This window comes from Methylobacterium sp. CM6241, from assembly GCF_054817845.1.
The window spans coordinates 575,075-593,917 of record NZ_CM139246.1 but is presented as its reverse complement, the minus strand read 5'-3'; the positions used below and the strand labels follow the sequence as shown (position 1 = coordinate 593,917).

15 protein-coding genes are annotated in these 18,843 nt (G+C 66.5%); 4 read left to right on the top strand and 11 right to left on the bottom strand.

Annotation, left to right across the window (positions count from 1 at the left end):
• The first annotated feature begins 249 nt into the window (after window positions 1-249).
• On the top strand, window positions 250-1,107 hold the full coding sequence (locus tag ACYQR9_RS02825) for a class II glutamine amidotransferase (RefSeq protein WP_461228618.1): 858 nt from the start codon (window positions 250-252) through the stop codon (window positions 1,105-1,107).
• Here ACYQR9_RS02825 and ACYQR9_RS02820 read toward each other — a convergent pair.
• Window positions 1,080-1,763 carry a TenA family protein gene (locus tag ACYQR9_RS02820; RefSeq protein ID WP_461228617.1) on the bottom strand — a complete coding sequence of 228 codons (684 nt, stop codon included), beginning with the start codon at window positions 1,761-1,763 and terminating at the stop codon, window positions 1,080-1,082. The two genes, ACYQR9_RS02825 and ACYQR9_RS02820, sit on opposite strands and share 28 nt — an antisense overlap.
• Window positions 1,760-2,647 (bottom strand): aldose 1-epimerase family protein, encoded by an 888-nt coding sequence (locus tag ACYQR9_RS02815; protein ID WP_461228616.1) that lies wholly within the window; start codon window positions 2,645-2,647, stop codon window positions 1,760-1,762. The genes ACYQR9_RS02820 and ACYQR9_RS02815 overlap by 4 nt, the downstream gene beginning before the upstream one ends.
• Window positions 2,648-2,895: 248 nt before the next feature.
• On the opposite strand from ACYQR9_RS02815, the gene ACYQR9_RS02810 reads away from it, so the two are divergent.
• Window positions 2,896-4,596 (top strand): sensor histidine kinase, encoded by a 1,701-nt coding sequence (locus ACYQR9_RS02810; protein WP_056422270.1) that lies wholly within the window; start codon window positions 2,896-2,898, stop codon window positions 4,594-4,596.
• Window positions 4,597-4,871: 275 nt separating this feature from the next.
• Here the strand turns inward: ACYQR9_RS02810 and ACYQR9_RS02805 are convergent, their stop codons facing one another.
• From ACYQR9_RS02805 to urtA, 9 genes are all read right to left on the bottom strand, one after another.
• The gene (locus ACYQR9_RS02805) at window positions 4,872-5,900 is read right to left on the bottom strand and encodes an aliphatic amidase (protein ID WP_461228615.1); all 1,029 of its coding nucleotides are present in this window, start codon (window positions 5,898-5,900) and stop codon (window positions 4,872-4,874) included.
• A gap of 75 nt (window positions 5,901-5,975) precedes the next feature.
• Entirely contained in the window at window positions 5,976-6,293 is a 318-nt protein-coding gene (locus ACYQR9_RS02800) for an FmdB family zinc ribbon protein (RefSeq protein WP_018041701.1), read from the bottom strand.
• 242 nt (window positions 6,294-6,535) lie between these two features.
• Complete coding sequence (gene fmdA / locus ACYQR9_RS02795; protein ID WP_056422266.1) at window positions 6,536-7,765, bottom strand: formamidase; 1,230 nt, start codon at window positions 7,763-7,765, stop codon at window positions 6,536-6,538.
• A gap of 114 nt (window positions 7,766-7,879) precedes the next feature.
• Window positions 7,880-8,896, bottom strand: a complete 1,017-nt coding sequence (locus ACYQR9_RS02790) for an alpha/beta fold hydrolase (protein WP_056422260.1) — start codon at window positions 8,894-8,896, stop codon at window positions 7,880-7,882.
• 53 nt (window positions 8,897-8,949) lie between these two features.
• The gene (urtE, locus tag ACYQR9_RS02785) at window positions 8,950-9,702 is read right to left on the bottom strand and encodes an urea ABC transporter ATP-binding subunit UrtE (protein ID WP_056422257.1); all 753 of its coding nucleotides are present in this window, start codon (window positions 9,700-9,702) and stop codon (window positions 8,950-8,952) included.
• 14 nt (window positions 9,703-9,716) lie between these two features.
• Window positions 9,717-10,502: an urea ABC transporter ATP-binding protein UrtD gene (gene urtD / locus ACYQR9_RS02780; protein WP_018041704.1), complete on the bottom strand. Its 786-nt coding sequence runs from the start codon at window positions 10,500-10,502 to the stop codon at window positions 9,717-9,719.
• 14 nt (window positions 10,503-10,516) lie between these two features.
• Window positions 10,517-11,683, bottom strand: a complete 1,167-nt coding sequence (urtC, locus tag ACYQR9_RS02775; protein ID WP_207414355.1) for an urea ABC transporter permease subunit UrtC — start codon at window positions 11,681-11,683, stop codon at window positions 10,517-10,519.
• A gap of 13 nt (window positions 11,684-11,696) precedes the next feature.
• Window positions 11,697-12,623 carry an urea ABC transporter permease subunit UrtB gene (gene urtB / locus ACYQR9_RS02770; RefSeq protein WP_461228614.1) on the bottom strand — a complete coding sequence of 309 codons (927 nt, stop codon included), beginning with the start codon at window positions 12,621-12,623 and terminating at the stop codon, window positions 11,697-11,699.
• Between the two features lie 290 nt (window positions 12,624-12,913).
• Window positions 12,914-14,173, bottom strand: coding sequence for an urea ABC transporter substrate-binding protein (gene urtA, locus ACYQR9_RS02765; RefSeq protein WP_056422246.1), 1,260 nt, complete (start codon window positions 14,171-14,173; stop codon window positions 12,914-12,916).
• Window positions 14,174-14,512: 339 nt separating this feature from the next.
• Here urtA and ACYQR9_RS02760 point away from each other — a divergent pair, with 339 nt between their 5' ends.
• Complete coding sequence (locus ACYQR9_RS02760; RefSeq protein ID WP_461228613.1) at window positions 14,513-17,947, top strand: hybrid sensor histidine kinase/response regulator; 3,435 nt, start codon at window positions 14,513-14,515, stop codon at window positions 17,945-17,947.
• Entirely contained in the window at window positions 17,940-18,842 is a 903-nt protein-coding gene (locus ACYQR9_RS02755; RefSeq protein ID WP_311275809.1) for a DNA-binding response regulator, read from the top strand. Before ACYQR9_RS02760 ends, ACYQR9_RS02755 begins: the two co-directional genes overlap by 8 nt.
• The last annotated feature ends 1 nt before the right edge of the window (window position 18,843 follow it).

Sequence of the window (18,843 nt, the reverse complement as noted above, 5' to 3'; positions counted from 1 at the left end):
CCGGACCGCGCGGGTCCGGCGGCGTTTACATCCCAGGAGGAAATGGCCTCCGAAGGTCGTGCGCTTTCTCGGTGCCGACCAAGGCTTTCTGCGCGAGGAAGGCTGTTTGCGTGAAGCGGAGCGTTTCGGAAGGATTACCGGCTCCCGCGGGTGGGAAAATCCTCTAGAGTGGGTAGCTTGGCGGTCTCCCCAAGGACTCCGTCCTCCGCAAGCCCACCCGTTCCTCCCACGCGAAGTCCCCGAACCTCCATGTGCGAATTGCTCGGCATGAGCGCGAACGTGCCCACCGACATCCGTTTCTCCTTCGCGGGCCTCGCCCGGCGCGGCGGGGAGACCGGGCCTCACGCCGACGGATGGGGCATCACCTTCTACGAGGGGCGGGGCGCGCGCGCCTTCCACGAGCCCGAGCCGAGCGCGCGCTCGGTCCTCGCCAAGCTGCTGCGCGACTACGCGATCAAGAGCCGGATCGTGATCGCGCATGTGCGCAAGGCCAATCGCGGGCGGGTCGGGCTCGAGAACACCCATCCGTTCAGCCGCGAGCTCTGGGGCCGGCGCTGGACCTTTGCCCATAACGGCCAACTCAAGGGCGTGAAGAAGTGGCCGCTGACCTGGTTCAAGCCGGTGGGCTCCACCGACAGCGAATACGCGTTCTGCTGGATGCTCGACCGGCTGCAAACCCGCTATCCGAGCCTGCCGAGCCCGGCGCGGCTCGACAATGCCGTCGCTGAACTCTGCGCCGAGCTGCACGGGCTCGGCGTGTTCAACATGCTGCTCAGCGACAGCCGGACGCTCTATGCCCATTGCGGCAAGCGCCTGTGCTACCTCACCCGCTGCGCGCCCTTCGGCACCGCGACCCTCATCGACGAGGATTGGCACGTGGATTTCGCGCAGGAGACGCGGACCGACGACGTGGTGACCGTCATCGCCACCAAGGCGCTCACCCGCGACGAGTGCTGGACCGATGTGGAGCGCGGCCACATGCTCTCCCTGCGCGACGGCATCGTCCGCATCGTCAAGCCGGGAGTGCCGAAGCCGGTGCGAATTCCTCCGCCTTGTTCCGGGGTCGGGCGTCCCGACGGTCAGGCCGGCCAGGCCGCCTCGCGGTAAGCGCTGTCCCAGAACATCCATTCGAGCTGCGTCGCGCGGGAGAAAGCGCGGTGCATCCGCTCACGCAGCGAGGCCGAGACCCCGAGCGCCGCGGAATCGGTGGTCGCGATCATCTCGGCGACGGCGGTGCCGAATTCCTCGCCCGCGTAGGTGTCGATCCAGGCGGCGTAGGGATTGCCGGTGCCTGCCCGTGACAGGATGTCGGTGCCGATCTCGGCATAGATCCAGAAGCACGGGAGCAGGGCGCCGAGCAGGACCTCGTAGGGCTCGGCATAGGCCGTGGCGAGGAGATACGAGACATAATGGTCGCAGGCCGGCGAGAGCGGCGTCGCCGCGAAGGTCTCGGCCGTGATGCCGTAATCCCGGAAGAAGCCGCCATGGAGGGAGCGCTCGACCACGATCGCCGTCTCGGCGGCCTTGGCGAACTGCACGATGCCCTCGGGCTCCGGCGACTTCGCCGCCGCCAGGGCCAGCGCCCGGCCGAAGCCGATGAGGTAATGCGCGTCCTGCAGGATGTAGTGGCGAAAGCGAGCCTCGCCGAGGGTGCCGGCGGCGAGCTCGGCATTGAACGGCATCGTCCGGATGGCCTCGTAGGCCGTCTCGTTGCGCGCCCAGGCTTCGGCCGAGAAGCCGTTCTCGTCGACGGGGCGGATCATGAGCGGGGACCTTCCAGGGTAAGGCTGACCCCGTGGCGGACGCGCTGGCCGGGGGCGATGGGGCGCTGTGAATCCCGGCGGGTCAGGTCGCCGTCGAACCCGGCCCAATCGGCATGGCCGGTCCAGCATTCCAGGGACAGGAACGGCGCCGTGGGCTTCGTCCAGATGGCGAGATGCGGGAAATCCGAGACATCCATGCGGATGGCGCTTCCGTCGGGCGCGGTGAAGCGCATCCGTGCGCTCGCCGCATCGCGCAGGACGATGGCCTCGGCGAATAGGTCGGGATCGAGGGGCAGGATGCGGCCTTCGAGGGGGAACGGACGCTCCTGGCGCAGGAGCAGGCCGCCATCCCCCACCTCCGGCGCCAGCGCCCGTTCGGGGTGCTCGAACTCCACCGCGTAGCCACCACCCGCCTTGCGCTCCCCGCCGGCGAAGGGCCAGGGGAAGGCCGGATGGAAGCCCAGGGCGTAGGGCAGGTTCGTCCCACCGGTATTCTCGATCCAGATCTCGAAATCGAGATGGGCCGGGCCGACCCGCGTGGTGATGTCGAGTTGGAACGGATAGGGGTAACGGGCGCGCGTCGCCTCGCTCTCGATGAGGCGCAACGTGACGCTGTCGTCGCTCTGCGAGACGATCGTGAAGGGCAGGTCGCGGGCAAAGCCGTGCTGGCCCATCGGATAGGCCATGCCATCCACCCGGACCACGCCGCCGGACGAGGCGCCGACCACCGGGAAGAGCCAGGGCGCATGCCGGTTCCAATGCGCCGGATCTCCGTTCCAGAGATACTCCCGCCCACCCACCTGCCAGGAGACGGGCTCGGCACCGGACGCCGCGACCACCGCCACGGTGCCGTCTCCGGCCTTGAGAGTGATGCGGTCGCTCATGTGATCTTCCTCGGTGCTGTCACGCTCAGGGCCTTCACGCTGACGCGGTTGTGGCCGCAGCCGGAGCGCCGGTCCAGCCTCGACAGGGACGATTAAGCGTTCACCGTCACGGAGAAATCCCGGCGCCGCGCCAAATTGCCCATACGGCTGGTCCGCCAAGTCAGGCATACAGTATTATGGCCAAGCTGATTCGGTCGGCCGAACCGGGTCCGTCTGGCTGAAACGTTCCCCATGGCCGACCTCCCGTCATGACGCTCACATCCCGTATCGTCGCGCTGGTCGTGCTCGCCCTCGTCCCTGCCATCGCGGTCCAGAGCTTCAACGAGCACGCGCTGCGCAGCGCCCGCGAGGATGCCGTGACGGCCTCGGCAATGCGCAACGCCCGCGCGGTGGCGGAAGACCTCACCCAGTTCGCCAGCGGCATGCGCCAGCTCCTCGATATCCTCGCGGAGGCTCCGTTCATCCGCGACCAGGAAGCGGCGGGGTGCACCAGCTTCCTGCGCTCCATCATCCGAAAGCTTTCCGGTGCCACGATCCTCATCGTGGCGGATGCGAAGGGGCAGCTCGTCTGCAACAGCCTGGGAATGGAGCAGGGCGCCTATTCCATCGCAGACCGGACCTATTTCCAGAAAGCGATGCAGTCGGGCGTGCCGGTGATCGGGGAATATGTGGTCGGTCGCGGCAGCCGGGTTCCCACCATCCAGTTCGCCTATCCGATCCGGGATTCCAGCGACAGGTCCTCCGGCCTGCTCATCTTCGGCTTCGATCCCGCCTGGCTGGGCGAGCGGCTGGCCCATGCCGGGCTGCCCAAGGACGCCGCCGTGACGGTGACCGACCGCAGCGGCACCATCATCGTCCAGAATCCCGATCTCGGCTCCTGGGTCGGTCAGACGATGCCGGCCGCCTTCGCGTCCGGTCTGGACAGGGCCAGCACCCTCGGAAGCGCCGTCGAGATGCCCGGTCTCAACGGAATCCGCCGCATCACCAGCGTGGTCCGTCCCGATGGCGCCCTCGACGGGATGACCGTCGCTGTGGGCCTCGCCCGCGATACCGCCTTCGCCGATATCGATGCGGCGACGCGGCGCGGCGTGATCCTGATCTTCCTCGGGACGCTCGTCGCCATCGTGGCGGCCTTGATCGGCGGCCGCGTCTTCATCCGCAAGCCGGTGCGGCGGCTGTTGAAGGCGTCCCGCGCCTGGCGTTCCGGCCAGCTCTTCGCCCGGTCGGGCCTGACGGGCCGCTCCGAATTCGGCCAGCTCGGCCAGGCTTTCGACGCCATGGCCGCCACGCTCGAGAAGCACGAGGACGGTCTGCGAGCCGAACTCGAACGCACGCGCAGCCTGCAGGAGCAGCAGGTGACGATGATGCACGAGCTGAATCACCGGGTGAAGAACACCCTCGCCACGGTCCAGTCCCTCGCCCGGCAATCGCGCGGCGGCGAGGAGCAGGCGGCGCAGTTCGAGGGCCGCATCCTCGCTCTGTCGAAGACCCACGATCTCCTGACCCGCGACGACTGGACCGGCGCGCCGCTCCGCGCCGTGCTCGAGAACGAGCTCAGCCCCTACCGCAGCTCGGCGGACCATATGGAACTCGTCGGCCCCGATATCGACCTGCCGCCGCGCTACGTGCTGGCCTTGGGGATGACCGCCCACGAACTCACCACCAACGCGGCGAAATACGGCGCCTTGTCAGGCAGCCAGGGCCGCCTGTCGGTGATCTGGCGCGTCACTGAGGATGGCATGGGTGGGCGGCGGCTGGAAATCGAGTGGCGGGAACGCGGCGGCCCGGCCGTGGCGCAGCCGAAGCGCCGCGGCTTCGGCACCCGGCTCATCACCGGCGGCATCGCCCGCGAACTCGCGGGCTCGGTCGAGCTCGATTTCCAAGCCGAAGGCCTGCGCTGCCGGATCGACGTGCCGATCGAGACCGCGCCGACGGTCCGCTTCCACTGATCTACTCAAACCAAGTCTCGATCAGCGCGACGCATGGATCGGGCTCATCGAGACCTGGTTTAGAGGCTGCTCGATCGAATTTCTCGGCGGACGCTCATGCCCGAATCGATCATCCAATCAGCCCCCTCATCCTGAGGCGCCCGCGTCAGCGGGCCTCGAAGGAGCCCTCCAGTCATCGCGCGATCCCTGGAGCCCTTCCTTCGAGGCCGCTACGCGGCACGTCAGGATGAGGTAAGATCTTGGACAACCACCGCAAACAGGCTTTTCGCAAAATCCTACTTGGCGGCGTTGGGGATGCCTTCGATCGGGCATTCCGGCGTGCCGAGATCGGGGCGGGTGATGGCGCGGACCGCCTCGCGGGTGCCGGCTGGGTCCTCGATCCAGCGACGATAGAAGTCGTAGGGACAATCGGCCTTGCCGGGCTCGTTTTCTTTCGAGTTGATCATGCCCGTATAGCCACGGTGCAGCAGTTTGAAGAGATGGTTCTCCGACTGCATGTTGGCGCGGGCGTCGCGGATGAGGAACTTCGAGAGGGCGGCATATTGAACGCCCATCTCCTCGGTGCCGCATTCGCCGAGCGTCCGGCCGTCGAAGCCGATGATCGCCGAATGGCCGAAATAGCTATAGACGCCGTCGAAGCCGGCCGCATTGGCCACGGCCACATAGGTGTTATTGGCGAAAGCCATCGCTTTCGACATCAGGATCTGCTGCTCCTTGGCCGGATACATGTAGCCCTGGCAGCGGATGATGAGCTCGGCGCCCCGCATGGCGCAGTCGCGCCAGATCTCGGGGTAATTGCCATCGTCGCAGATGATGAGGCTGATCTTGAGGCCCTTCGGCCCGTCCGAGACATAGGTGCAATCGCCCGGATACCAGCCCTCGATCGGGGTCCAGGGCATGATCTTGCGGTATTTCTGCACGATCTCACCCTGGTCGTTCATCAGGATGAGGGTGTTGTAGGGCGCCTTGTTCGGATGCTCCTCGTGGCGCTCGCCGGTGAGCGAGAACACGCCCCAGACACCCGCCCTCCGGCAGGCCTCGGCGAAGATCGCGGTCTCCTCGCCGGGCACGGCGGATGCGGTCTCGTACATCTCCTTGCCGTCATACATGATCCCGTGGGTCGAGTATTCGGGGAAGATAACAAGATCCATGCCGGGCAGGCCGGACTTCATGCCCACCACCATGTCGGCGATCTTTCGCGCGTTCTCCAGCACTTCTGCCTTCGTGTGCAGACGCGGCATCTTATAGTTGACGACCGCGACGCCGACGCTGTCGTTGCTCGAGGAAATGTCGCCGTGCATCATGGGTGGGGTTCTCCTGGATTCGGGAGTGCAATGCGCCGTTTCCCTCCCCGCAGAGGGGGGAGGGTGTGGCAGCTTTCAGTGGCTGATCATCCACGGCCGCGCGTTGGGGAAGCTTTTCGCGGCCGCCGGTTGCTTGGTTTTCGAGGCCCCCGAGCAACAGCCGCAGCCGGCTCCGTGCCCCGATGATTTGCGGGGCGCGTGGGCGCTCCGCTCGTTGACCGCATGCGCCTTGCGCCGGCCTGCATCCATGGAGGCGAGGTTGGGCGCGGTGAGGAAGGCGCGGCCGCAGGACGAGCCGCAATCGGGGCAGTCATGCGGGTCCTTGAACTGCGCCATCGGGCGCAGCACCGTGAAGGGCCCGCAGGCGTCGCAGGCATAATCGTAGACGGGCATGGGGGCCTCTCGAAGGATCGACAATGGGCGACGCGACGGGGGAAACGTACTTCCCCCTAAAGGGCCTTCGGTCTCATGCATCGCATGCGTCGCGCGCCTTCCCTCCCCCTTGTGGGGAGGGATCGAGGGTGGGGGTGGTTGGGTGACCCTCGACCTCTGGAGGCTGGCGGAGCCACCCCCACCCCTAACCCCTCCCCACAAGGAGGAGGGGGACGCGCTCGACTGAAGGGCAGAACCGCCTCTCAAAGATCCGGCGAGAGCGGCATCTGGATCGAGCCGTCGATATGCTTGATCGGCCCGTCCGCACCCGGATTGATGTCGAAGTCGAAGATCTTCGTCGGAATCCAGAGCGTGGCGCAGGCGTTGGGGATGTCGACGACGCCGGAGATGTGGCCCTGGACCGGGGCGGTGCCGAGGATCGAATAGGCCTGGGCGCCCGAATAGCCGAACTTCTTCAAGTATTCGATGGCGTTGAGGCAGGCCTGGCGGTAGGCCACGGTCACGTCGAGGTAATGCTGCTTGCCGTATTCATCGACGGAGATGCCCTCGAAGATCAGGTGATCGTCGAATTTGGGCGTCATCGGCGACGGCTTGAAGATCGGGTTCTTGATCCCGTATTTCGACATGCCGTCCTTGATCAGGCTGACCTTGAGATGGACCCAGCCCGCCATCTCGATGGCGCCGCAGAAGGTGATCTCGCCATCGCCCTGGCTGAAATGCAGGTCGCCCATGGAGAGGCCGGCGCCCGGAACGTAGACGGGGAAGTAGATCTTCGAGCCGCGCGACAGATCCTTGATGTCGCAATTGCCGCCATGCTCGCGGCCCGGCACCGTGCGGGCGCCTTCCGCCGCGGCCTTGTCCTTCGCCTCGCCCTTGAGCCGGCCCATATGGGCGGTGGGGCCGAAGGGCAGGGTGGCGAGCGCCGGCACCCGGCCGGGATTGGTGTCGTAGAGCGCCTTCTCGCGGGTGTTCCAGGTGTCCAGCATCTTCGGATCGGGCAGGCAGCCGATCAGGCCGGGATGGATCAGGCCGGGGAACCGCACGCCGGGGATGTGGCGCGACTTGGTGAACATGCCCTCGAAATCCCAGATCGACTTCTGCGCCTGGGGGAAGTGTTCGTCGAGGAAGCCGCCGCCGTTCTTCTTGGAAAAGAAGCCGTTGAAGCCCCACTGGCTCTCGGGCTTGGCGCCGATATCGAGGAGATCGACCACCAGGAGATCGCCGGGCTCCGCGCCCTCGACGCCGATGGGGCCGGAGAGGAAGTGGACGATGGACAGGTCGATGTCGCGCACGTCGTCGGCGGAATCGTTGTTCTTGATGAAGCCGCCGGTCCAGTCATAGGTTTCGACGATGAAGTCGTCGCCGGGCTTGACCATGGCCACCATCGGAATGTCCGGGTGCCAGCGATTGTGGACCATGTCGTTGTCGTAGGCCGACTGCGTCAGGTCGACCTTGATCAGGGTCTCAGCCATCGTTGTTCGACTCCCTCTGGCGTGACCGGGGCGTGCGCCCCGTTTGGGCCGGCCGGCTCATCCGGCGGGCCGTAGACGATGGCCGGCGGCGCCCTTGGCGGCGCGGCCCGGCGTTCAGCTCGCGAGCAGCTCTTTGAGCGCGGCGTCGAGCGTGGCGATGTCGTCGGGGCTGGTGCCGGGGCCGCCGGCGAAATGGCCCCACCAGGTCTCGATGACCCGCAACTCGGCGTTCGGCATCGATTCCGCCTCGATCCGGTTGTCCTCCGGCGGGAAGTACAGGTCGGTGGAGGCCGGCATCAGGATCGCCTTGGCGCGGATCGCGGCAAGCGCAGCCTTGGTGTCGCCCTTGAAGACCGGGTTGGCGCCGATATCGCCGTTCTGCCAGGTCCAGAGCATGGCCAGCAGATCGTTGGCGTCACGCGAGTAGAACAGGCCTTCCCAGAACCCGACGAGGAAATCCTCCAGGGACGCGTAGCCCATATGGGTCAGGTCGGCTTCGATCCGGTAGAAGGTCTGCGACAGGCCCCAACCGGCATAGACCCGGCCGAAGGCGCGCAGCCCCTTGTTCGGCGGCGAGGTGTACCAGCCCTCCGCGAAAGCGGCGTCCGCCTGGAGGGCGGCCTTCGCCCCTTCGAGGAAGACGAAGTTGTGCCGCGAACACTTGGCCGAACCCTGGAACGGCAGGATGCGCGGGACCATGTCGGGATAGAGCGCGCCCCAATGGTAGGTCTGGAGCGCACCCATCGACCAGCCCGTCACCAGCACCAGCGTCTCGATGCCGAAATGCTCGGTGACGAGGCGGTGCTGGGCCACGACGTTGTCGTAGGCCGTCACATTGGGAAAGCGCGGCCCGTCCCAGGGGGCGGGCGTGTTGCTCGGCGAGGACGAGAGCCCGTTGCCGAACATGTTCGGGATGATGATAAAGTATTTGTCCGGGTCGAGGGCCTTGCCCGGCCCGATCAACCATTCGTTCTCCGTGTGCTGGCCCGAATACCAGGTCGGATAGACAATGGCGTTGTCCTTGGCCGCGTTGAGCGTTCCGAAGGTCTTGAAGGCGAGCTTGGCCTTGCGCAGCGTCTTACCGCATTGGAGCACATAGTCGCCGAGTTCGAAGATCTCGTAATCCGCCATGGGGGCTCCCTGGAGCTGTGTTGCGGAACGGCGGGCGGATGCTGCCCCGGCGATCAGACCGAGAGGAAGCGGGCGACCTGTGCCTCGTCGATATCCGCCCGCATCGCCTCGTGGACGATGTGGCCGTTCTCGATGACCAGCACCCGGTCGGCGACGTCGAGGGCGAAGCTCAGCACCTGCTCCGAGACGACGATGGAAAGGCCGCGCTCGTCGCGGATCTTCTTCAGGGTCCGTCCCATCTCCCGGATGATCGAGGGCTGGATACCTTCGGTCGGCTCGTCGAGGAGGAGCACCTTCGGCCGGCTGGCCAGCGCCCGCGCGATGGCCAGTTGCTGCTGCTGGCCGCCGGAAAGGTTGCCGCCGCGTCTTGCCTTCATCTCCAGCAGGACCGGGAACATCGTGTATAGATCCTGCGGAACCTTGCGCTCCTTGGTGACGGTCAGGCCCGTCTCGATATTCTCCTGCACCGTCATGGCCGAGAAGATCATCCTACCCTGCGGCACATAGGCGAGGCCGCCCGCCACGCGCTGGTGACTCTTGAGGGCGGTGATGTCCCGGCCGTCGACGGTGATGGTGCCGGACTTCACTGGGACGATCCCCATCAGGGTCTTCATCAGCGTGGTCTTGCCCATGCCGTTGCGGCCCATCACGGCGACGATCTCGCCGGGTGCGATGCTGATGTCGAGGCCGTGCAGCACCTCGCTCTGGCCGTAGGCCGAGTGCAGGTCGCGGATCGCCAGCATCGGCTGAGCCCCGAGAGCGGGCGCCGGCGGGAGGGTAGCCGAGGCGGAACTGGTCTGAAGCATGGCGCCGGTCCTGTTCAGTGGCCGAGATAGACTTCGATGACCTTCGGGTCGTTCTTCACCCGCTCCATCGAGCCTTCGGAGAGCACCTTGCCCTGGTGCAGCACGGTGACCCGGTGGGCGATGTCCTCGACGAACTTCATGTCGTGCTCGATCACCAGCACCGAGCGGCCGACGATGATCTGGTTGAGGAGTTCGGCGGTCTTGATGCGCTCGCCGACGCTCATTCCGGCCACCGGCTCGTCGAGCATCAGGAGTTCGGGGTCCTGGATCAGCAGCATGCCGATCTCGAGCCATTGCTTCTGGCCGTGGCTGAGGAACTCGGCCCGCTCTTTAAGCTGATCTTTCAGGAAGATCATGGTCGCGACTTCGTGGATGCGGTCGCGGACCTCGGCATCGCGTTTGAAGGTCAGCGCGCCCCACACCGTGCGGCCGCGGGGGAACGAGATCTCCAGATTCTCGAACACCGTGAGGTCGTCGTAGATCGACGGCGTCTGGAACTTGCGGCCGACGCCGGCCTGGACGATGGCGCTCTCCGAGATCTTCGTGAGTTCCTGGCCCTTGAACTTGATCGACCCGGCGCTGGCCTTGGTGCGCCCGCAGATCAGGTCGAGCACCGTGGTCTTGCCGGCGCCGTTGGGGCCGATGATGACGCGGATCTCGTTGGGATCGACGTAGAACGACACGTCGTTCACCGCCTTGAAGCCGTCGAAGGAGACGGTGAGGGCTTCCACCGAGAGGAGGAAGTCCTTCGCGTCGGGGGATTCGCCGATGATCGGCGAGCTCAGGATGGCAGCGTTCATCGTCAGTCTCGCTCCTATTCGGCGGGGGTGCCGTGGGGGACGGGCGCACCCACCGGCGCCAGGGCCTTCACCTTGCGGGTCAGGCGCGGCTCGACATAGCTGCGGTAGATGCCGGCCAAGCCGTTGGGGAAGGCGAGCACGACGGCGATGAACAGGGCGCCGAGGCCGAAGAGCCAGAGTTCGGGGAAGCTCTCCGAGAAGGTGGTCTTGGCCCAGTTGACCAGAAGCGTTCCCCAGACGGCGCCGAACAGGGACAGGCGCCCGCCGACGGCGGCGTAGATCACCATCTCGATGGAGGGCACGATGCCGACGAAGGACGGCGACATGAACCCGACCTGCAGGGTGAACATCGCGCCGCCGATGGCGGCGAAGCCGGCCGCGAGGCAGAAGGCGAAGACCTTGAACCCGGCCACGGAATAGCCCGAAAACCGGACCCGGTCCTCTTTGTCGCGCATGGCGAGGAGGATGCGCCCGAGCTTGGCCTTCTTCACGTATTGCGCCGCCAGGATGCAGCCGAGGAGCAGGCCGCCATTGACGAAGTAGAGGATGAACTTCGCGCTGTCGGTGCGGATGTCCCAACCGTGCAGGGTCCGCAGGTCGGTGATGCCGTTGATGCCGCCGGTATAGCCCTGCTGGCCGACGATGAGGATCGTCAGGATCGCGGCGATGGCCTGGGTGATGATGGCGAAGTAGGTGCCGCCGACCCGGCGGGTGAACATCGCGAAGCCGATGATGAAGGCGAAGAACACCGGCACGGCCACGACGAGGATCAGCGTCAGCGGCAGGCTCTGGAACGGCTTCCACATCAGGGGAAGTTCGGTGATCTGGTTCCAGTCCATGAAGTCCGGGATGCCCGGCGTCGACTGGATCTTGGTGTTCTCGACGCTGGAGGCTTCGAGCTTCAGGTACATGGCCATGCAATAGCCGCCGAGCCCGAAGAACACGCCCTGTCCGAGAGACAGGATGCCGGCATAGCCCCAGCACATGACGAGGCCCAGCGCCACGAAGGCGTAGGTGAGATACTTGCCGACGAGGTTGAGGCGGAACGCGTCGAGGGTCGCCGGCAGGACGAAGAGGATGAGACCGGCGAGGAGCGCGAGGCTCACCCACTCCATCGGCTTCATGAAGGGATTGTCGTTCACGGTGAGCGACTTCGACAGGGTCTGGACGGGGCTTGTCATCGGGATGGCCTCCTCAGCGCCGGACCTTGAGGGTGAACAGACCCTGCGGGCGGACCATCAGGATCCCGACGACGGCGAGCAGCGTCAGAACCTTGGCGGTGGAGCCGGACAGGAAGAATTCGAGGGTCGACTGGGTCTGCGAGATCGAGAAGGCCGAGGCGATGGTGCCGAGGAGGCTCGCCGCGCCGCCGAAGACGACGATCAGGAAGGTGTCGACGATGTAGAGCTGGCCCGAGGTCGGCCCGGTGGAGCCGATCATGGTGAAGGCCGAGCCCGCCACACCGGCGATGCCGCAGCCGAGGCCGAACGTGTAGCGATCCACCTTCTCGGTATCGATGCCGACCGCGCCCGCCATGGGGCGGTTCTGCATCACCGCGCGCACCTGCTGGCCGAAGCGCGAGCGGTACATCAGCAGGCCGACGCCGACGGTGATGAGGGTCGTGATCGCCATCACGAACAAGCCGTTGATCGGCACCTCGATCGTGTCGGTGACCTGGATCGAGCCGATGAGCCATGAGGGCAGCTCGACGCCGACTTCGCGGGCCCCGAAGATGGTGCGGTAGGCCTGCTGCAGGATCAGCGAGAGCCCCCAGGTGGCGAGCAGCGTATCGAGGGGGCGCTTGTAGAGATGCCGGATGAGCGTCCATTCGACGATCATCCCGAGGGCTCCCGAGGCCAGGAAGGCCAGGATCATCGCCACGAAGAAGTAGACGCCGAACAGGCCGGGCAGGTGGGTCTGGAAGAAGGTCGAGCACAGATAGGTGACGTAGGCGCCGAGGATCATGAACTCCCCATGCGCCATGTTGATCACGCCCATCTGACCGAAGATGACCGCGAGGCCGAGCGCCATCAGCACGTAGACCGAGAACAGGATCAGGCCGGCGAAACCCTGCATCGCGAAGATCGCGCCGAGATCTCCGAGGGAATAGTCACCGAGCATGTTTTCGTACTCCGAGGGAGGCAATGACGGTCGTGCAATCCTTGGGCCGCCGGCGTCTTCCCTTCCGAATGGGCGACGGTATCTGGCATCCCGTCATTCCGGGGCGCCGTAGGCGAGCCCGGAATCCAGAGCCGCCGACGGTGCAGAACCTTGTGGAACCTGCGTTTCTGGATCCCGGGCTCCACTGCGTGGACCCGGGATGACGGAGTGTCCGAGTTTCCGGTGGAGGCTCTCGTCGCCAGCTATTGTCCCGTCTGGACGACGAAGAAATCTACGCCGGTAGCGCAGTCCTACTGGTAGCCCTTCGGGAAGGGGTTCGGCTCGATGAGCGCGGGGCTCTCGTAGACGATCTCGAACTGGCCGCTCGGCAGAGCCTTTGCGACGCGGGTCTTCGACCAGAGATGGTGGTTCGGGTGGATCTTGACGTAGCCCTCGGGGGCTTCCTTGAACTCGATGTCGGCGGAGGCCGCGACCACCTTGTCGACGTCGAAGGAGCCGGCCTTCTCACAGGCCATCTTCCACAGGAACGGGCCGAGATAGGCGGCCTGGGTCACGTCGCCGATCACGGTCTTCTCGCCCCACATCTTGTGGAAGGCGGCGACGAACTTCTCGTTGTTAGCGTTCTTGAGCGACTGGAAGTACTTCATGCAGGAATAGGCGCCCGCGATGTTGTCGCCGCCGATGCCGTCGATCTCGTCTTCCGTCACGGAGATGGTCAGCAGGGTCTGCTTGTTGAGGTCGATACCGGCCGCCTTGAGCTGCTTGTAGAACGCCACGTTCGAGCCGCCGACGACGTCGGTGAAGATCACGTCGGGCTTGGTCAGCTTGATCTTGTTGATGACCGAGTTGAACTGGGTGTGGCCCAGCGGGAAATATTCCTCGCCGACGACCTTGGTCTTCAGCACGTTCTCGATGTGCTTGCGGGCGATCTTGTTCGAGGTGCGCGGCCAGATGTAGTCCGAGCCGATGAAGAAGAACGTCTTGGCGCCCTTCTCCTTGGTCACCCAGTTGAGCGATTCCAGGATCTGCTGCGTGGCTTCCTGGCCGGTATAGATGACGTTCTTGGACTGCTCCAGGCCCTCGTAGAAGGTCGGGTAGTAGAGCAGGCCGTTATACTGTTCGAACACCGGGAGAGCGGCCTTGCGCGAGGCGGAGGTCCAGCAGCCCATCACGGCGGCGCAATGGTCGTTGACGAGGAGCTTCTTGGCCTTCTCGGCGAAGGTCGGCCAGTCGGAGGCGCCGTCCTCCTGGATGATCTTGATCTTGCGGCCCAGCACGCCGCCGGCCTCGTTGATCTGCGCGATGGCGAGCTTCTCCGCCTGGATCGATCCGGTCTCGGAAATCGCCATCGTGCCGGTGGCGGAATGGAGGATGCCGACGGTGACTTCGGTGTCGGTCACCGCGAGGCCGGTGGTGTTCACCGCCGAGGTCGGAGGAGCCGCAGCGAAGGCGCTGCGCGGCATCATGGCCATGGCCGGAATGCTCGCCAGACCCATGAGAAGTTTGCGACGGAGGGCCGAGTGCGGTCCGTGCTCGTTGTCGGCTGCCATCCTGCGTGAACCCCTTCCAGGAAATGTCCCGCCGGCTCCTGCATAAGGCGGGCCGTTGCGGATGGCGGAAGCTAGGCGTGATGGCGCGGCGCAGCATATACGCTGTTTTGCGTAGGGAGAGAGGTTGTGCGCCTCGCCTCTCGCCCCCTTCGGAGAATCGTCTTCCCTGTGCGAGGCATGCCTTCCCTGTGGAGCGGGGCCTCGACGCGGCTCTCCTGGTGTACCAATGTCTCCCGGCCCCGCGGCACGGGGATTGCTGATCGACCGCCGTTTGCCCGTGACCGCATGCGGGCCGGCTCCTCCCACACGTGACGCTTACCGGGCAGACTGAACGACCCCATGAGCGGCCGCCAGCAGATTCCCCCGATCCGGCGAGCCTATAACCGCTTCGTCGCGGACGAGACCCTCGAAGATTACGCCCTGCGCTTCACCGCCAAGAAGGCGCGGCGCTGGTCGAGCCTGCGGGTGGCGCAGACGGCGCTGGGGTCGCTCTCGTTCCTGGCACTGGAGGCGATCGGCGGCACCCTGGTCCTGGCCACGGGCTTCACCAACACCGTGACGGCGGTACTGTTCGTGGGCGTGCTGATCTTCGCCACCGCCGTGCCGATCAGCCTCTATGCCGCCCGCTACGGCGTCGACATCGATCTCCTCACACGCGGGGCCGGCTTCGGCTATCTCGGTTCCACCATCACCTCGCTGATCTATGCGAGTTTCACCTTCCTGTTCTTCGCCATCGAGGCGTCGATCATGGCGCTGGCGCTGCAACTCTGCCTCGGCCTGCCGCTTTGGATCGGCTATATCGTCAGCGCGGTCGTGGTGATCCCCCTCGTTATCTACGGGATCAGCCTGATCAGCCGGTTCCAGATCTGGACCCAGCCGCTCTGGATCGGGCTCAATCTCCTGCCCCTCGGCTTCATCGCGTGGAAGAGCGGCCCCGCCTTCGGTGACCTCCTGTCCTATCCGGGGGCATCGGAAGCCGTCGGCTCGATCTCCACATTCATGGGTTACCCGATCTCGGGCTTCGACCTCGCCCAGTTCGGCCTCGCCTCCGGCATCCTCCTCGCGCTGTTGGCGCAGATCGGCGAGCAGGTGGATTTCCTCCGCTTCGTCCCGCCGGCCGAGACGTCCGAATCGGGGAGCAATCCGCGCTGGTGGCTCGCCGTGCTCGGGGCCGGCGCGGGCTGGATCCTGCCCGGCATGTTCAAGATCATGCTCGGCGCCTTCCTGGCGGTGCTGGCCCTTGGGCAGGGCGTGCCCTACGATCAGGCGGCCGAGCCGACGCAGATGTATGGGGTCGCCTTCGGCTACGTGATGCCGTCGCGGGAGGGGGCGATCCTCCTCACCGGCCTGTTCGTGGTGATCTCGCAGCTCAAGATCAACGTCACCAACGCCTATGCCGGCTCCATCGCCTGGTCGAATTTTTTCTCGCGCCTGACCCACAGCCATCCCGGCCGCGTGGTCTGGCTCGTCTTCAACGTCGCCATCGCGCTGCTGCTGATGGAACTCGGCATCGACAAGACCCTCGCCAGCACGCTCTCGCTCTATGCGGTGGTGGTCTCGGCCTGGGTCGGCGCGCTCTCGGCGGATCTGGCCATCAACAAGCCCCTCGGCCTGTCGCCGCGGGGGATCGAGTTCAAGCGCGCGCATCTCTACGCCGTGAACCCGGTCGGCACCGGAGCGTCCGCGCTGGCGCTGGTGGTGGGCTCCCTCGCCTATGTGGGTCTGCTTGGGGGCGGGCTCCAGAACTTCGCGCCGCTGCTCGCCCTCGTCACAGCCTTCGCCGCCGCACCCGCCATCGCCTACGCCACCGGCGGCCGGTACTACCTCGCCAGGCCTGCTACCGCCGAATGGGGCGGACTGCCTGAGATCCAGTGCACCGTCTGCGAGCATCCGTTCGAGGGCGAGGACATGGCCCATTGCCCGGCCTATGCCGGGCCGATCTGCTCGCTCTGCTGCTCGCTGGACGCCCGCTGCGGCGACCTGTGCAAGCCGCATGGCCGCCTGGAGGCGCAGGCCCAGGGCGTGCTGTCCCGGATCATGCCCGAGAAGACCGCCGCCTGGATCGGGGCGCCCCTCGGCCGCTACCTCGCCCTCATGCTGACCCTGGTCTCGGTGATCGGGCTCATTCTCGGCATCGTCCATGGTGGGATCTCGACGACGCAGCCGGAGCATCGCGAGACCTTGCGCGCCGCGCTGACCAGCGTGTTCTTCATCCTCGTGGTCATCCTCGGCATCGTCGCCTGGCTGTTCGTGCTCGCCCAGGAGAGCCGCCGCGTGGCGCAGGAGGAGACCACCCGCCAGACCGCCCTCTACGAGGCCGAGATCGAGGCCCACAAGATCACCGACGCCAAGCTGCAGCAGGCCAAGGAGACGGCCGAGGCCGCCAACCTCGCCAAGAGCCGCTACGTGGTGGGCATGAGCCACGAGCTCCGCACGCCGCTCAACGCCGTCCTCGGTTACGCGCAATTGCTGGAGGGGGACGACGACATCCCGGCCCCGCGCCGCAACGGCATCCGCGTTATCCGGCGCAGCGCCCAGCACCTGTCGGGCCTGATCGACGGTCTCCTCGACATTTCGCGCATGGAGGCGGGGCGCCTGCAGATCCACCGCAACGAATTCCGCCTCGCCGAATTCCTGGACCAGATCGTCGACATGGTCCGGCTCCAGGCCAACGCCGCCGGCCTCGAATTCCGGTTCTCGCGCCCGCCCGTGCTGCCGGCCGTGGTGGCGGCGGACGAGAAGCGCCTGCGCCAGATCCTGCTCAACCTCCTCTCCAACGCGATCAAGTTCACGGAAACCGGTTGGGTCTCCCTGGAGATGACGTATCGCAGCCAGGTCGCGGTGTTCTCGATCCGCGATAGCGGCCTCGGCATTCCCGAGGGCGACCTGCAGCGGATCTTCGGACCCTTCGAGCGCGGCTCGCTGCCCGCCGCCCGCAACACGCCGGGAACCGGGCTCGGGCTCACCATCGCGCATCTCCTCGCCCAGGTGATGGGCGGCGAGGTCAGCGTGGAGAGCGAAGTCGGCCGTGGCACCTGCTTCAGCCTCCGGCTCATGCTGGCCTCGGTGCACCGCCCGGCCGGTCCCAAGCCCGCCGAACCGTCCGAGCGCGCCGCCGGCAGCCGGCGGGAGAGGCCGGTCCATGTCGGGCCGCCGCGCGTGGTGCTGGTGGCCGACGACGATGCCGCGCATCGCGCCCTCATGCGCGAGGTGCTCGAACCGCTCGGCCTCGTCGTGCTGGAATCCCCCGACGGGCCGCATTGCCTGAACCTGGCGATGGAGCGGCGGCCCGACATCATCCTCCTCGACATCGCCATGCCGGGGATGAGCGGCTGGGCCGTGGCCAAGGCCCTGCGCGATGCCGGGCTCTCCTCCCGCATCGCCATCATGTCCGCCAACGTCCACGAGATCAGCCCGATCCGGGGTGACGACGCCCCGCATGACGAGATCATCCCGAAGCCCTTCGACCTGCGCGATTTCCTGGAGCGGATCGACCGGCTGCTGGCGCTGGGCCAGCCCGCCCCCTCCGCGCCCGCCATGGTGGAGGCTCCGCCCCGGAGCGGACAAGGCGGCGAATCCCTGCGCCAGGACCACATCGCCGAGCTGATCCGCCTCGGCCGGATCGGCCATGTCCGCGGTATCGAGGCCAAGCTGACGGAGCTCGAAGGCCAGTCGGCCATGCCCGCCGAGATCGCCGCGCAGATGCGCGGGCTCGTCGCTTCCTACGACCTCCGGCGCTACGTGCGCATCCTCGAAGGGATGCGCGATGGCTGAGACGCAGCGCGACATCGTCCTCGTCGTCGACGATTCCCCCGAGACCCTGAGCTTCCTCACCGAGGCGATCGAGCGCTCCGGCGCCACCGTGCTGGTGGCGGTGGCGGGCGACCTCGCCTTGGCGCTGGTGGAGGAGATCACCCCCGACATCATCCTGCTCGATGCGATGATGCCCGGCATGGATGGGTTCGAGACCTGCCGGCGGCTCAAAGCGCGCAGCGACCTCGCCCTCGTGCCGGTGATCTTCATGACCGGTCTGTCCGAGACCGAGCATATCGTGAAGGGCCTGGAGGCGGGCGGCAGCGACTACGTCACCAAGCCGATCGCCCCCGACGAGATCCTGGCCCGCATCCGCGTGCATCTGGCGAGCGCGCGGGCCGCACAGAGCGCGCGTGCCGCCCTCGACACGACCGGCCGCACGCTCTTCGCGGTGGATCGCCAGGGCACCGTCCTGTGGAGCACGCCACAGGCCGCCCGCGTGCTGGCCAAGCTCGGCGACGGGGGCTCGCGCCTGCCCGAGGCCGGCCGCTCCTGGCTCGCCGAACAGCTGAAGGGCGGCAACGCGGCCTCCGTCACGCTGCCGGATACGGAGGGCGCCGCCCATAGCCTCAGCCTCATCGGCACCACCGGCGACGAGGTGCTGCTGCGCCTCTCCCGCGATGCTTCCGCCAGCGGCATCGAGCGCCTGCGCGCCAACCTGCCGATCACCGCCCGCGAGGCCGACGTGCTGTTCTGGCTGTCGCGGGGCAAGGCGAGCCGCGATATCGGCGACATCCTCGGCCTGTCACCGCGCACGGTGACGAAGCATCTGGAGAGCATCTACGCCAAGCTCGGCGTCGAGAACCGCACCGCCGCCTCGATGATCGCCTCCCGCTACATCGACGATCAGGCCTGAT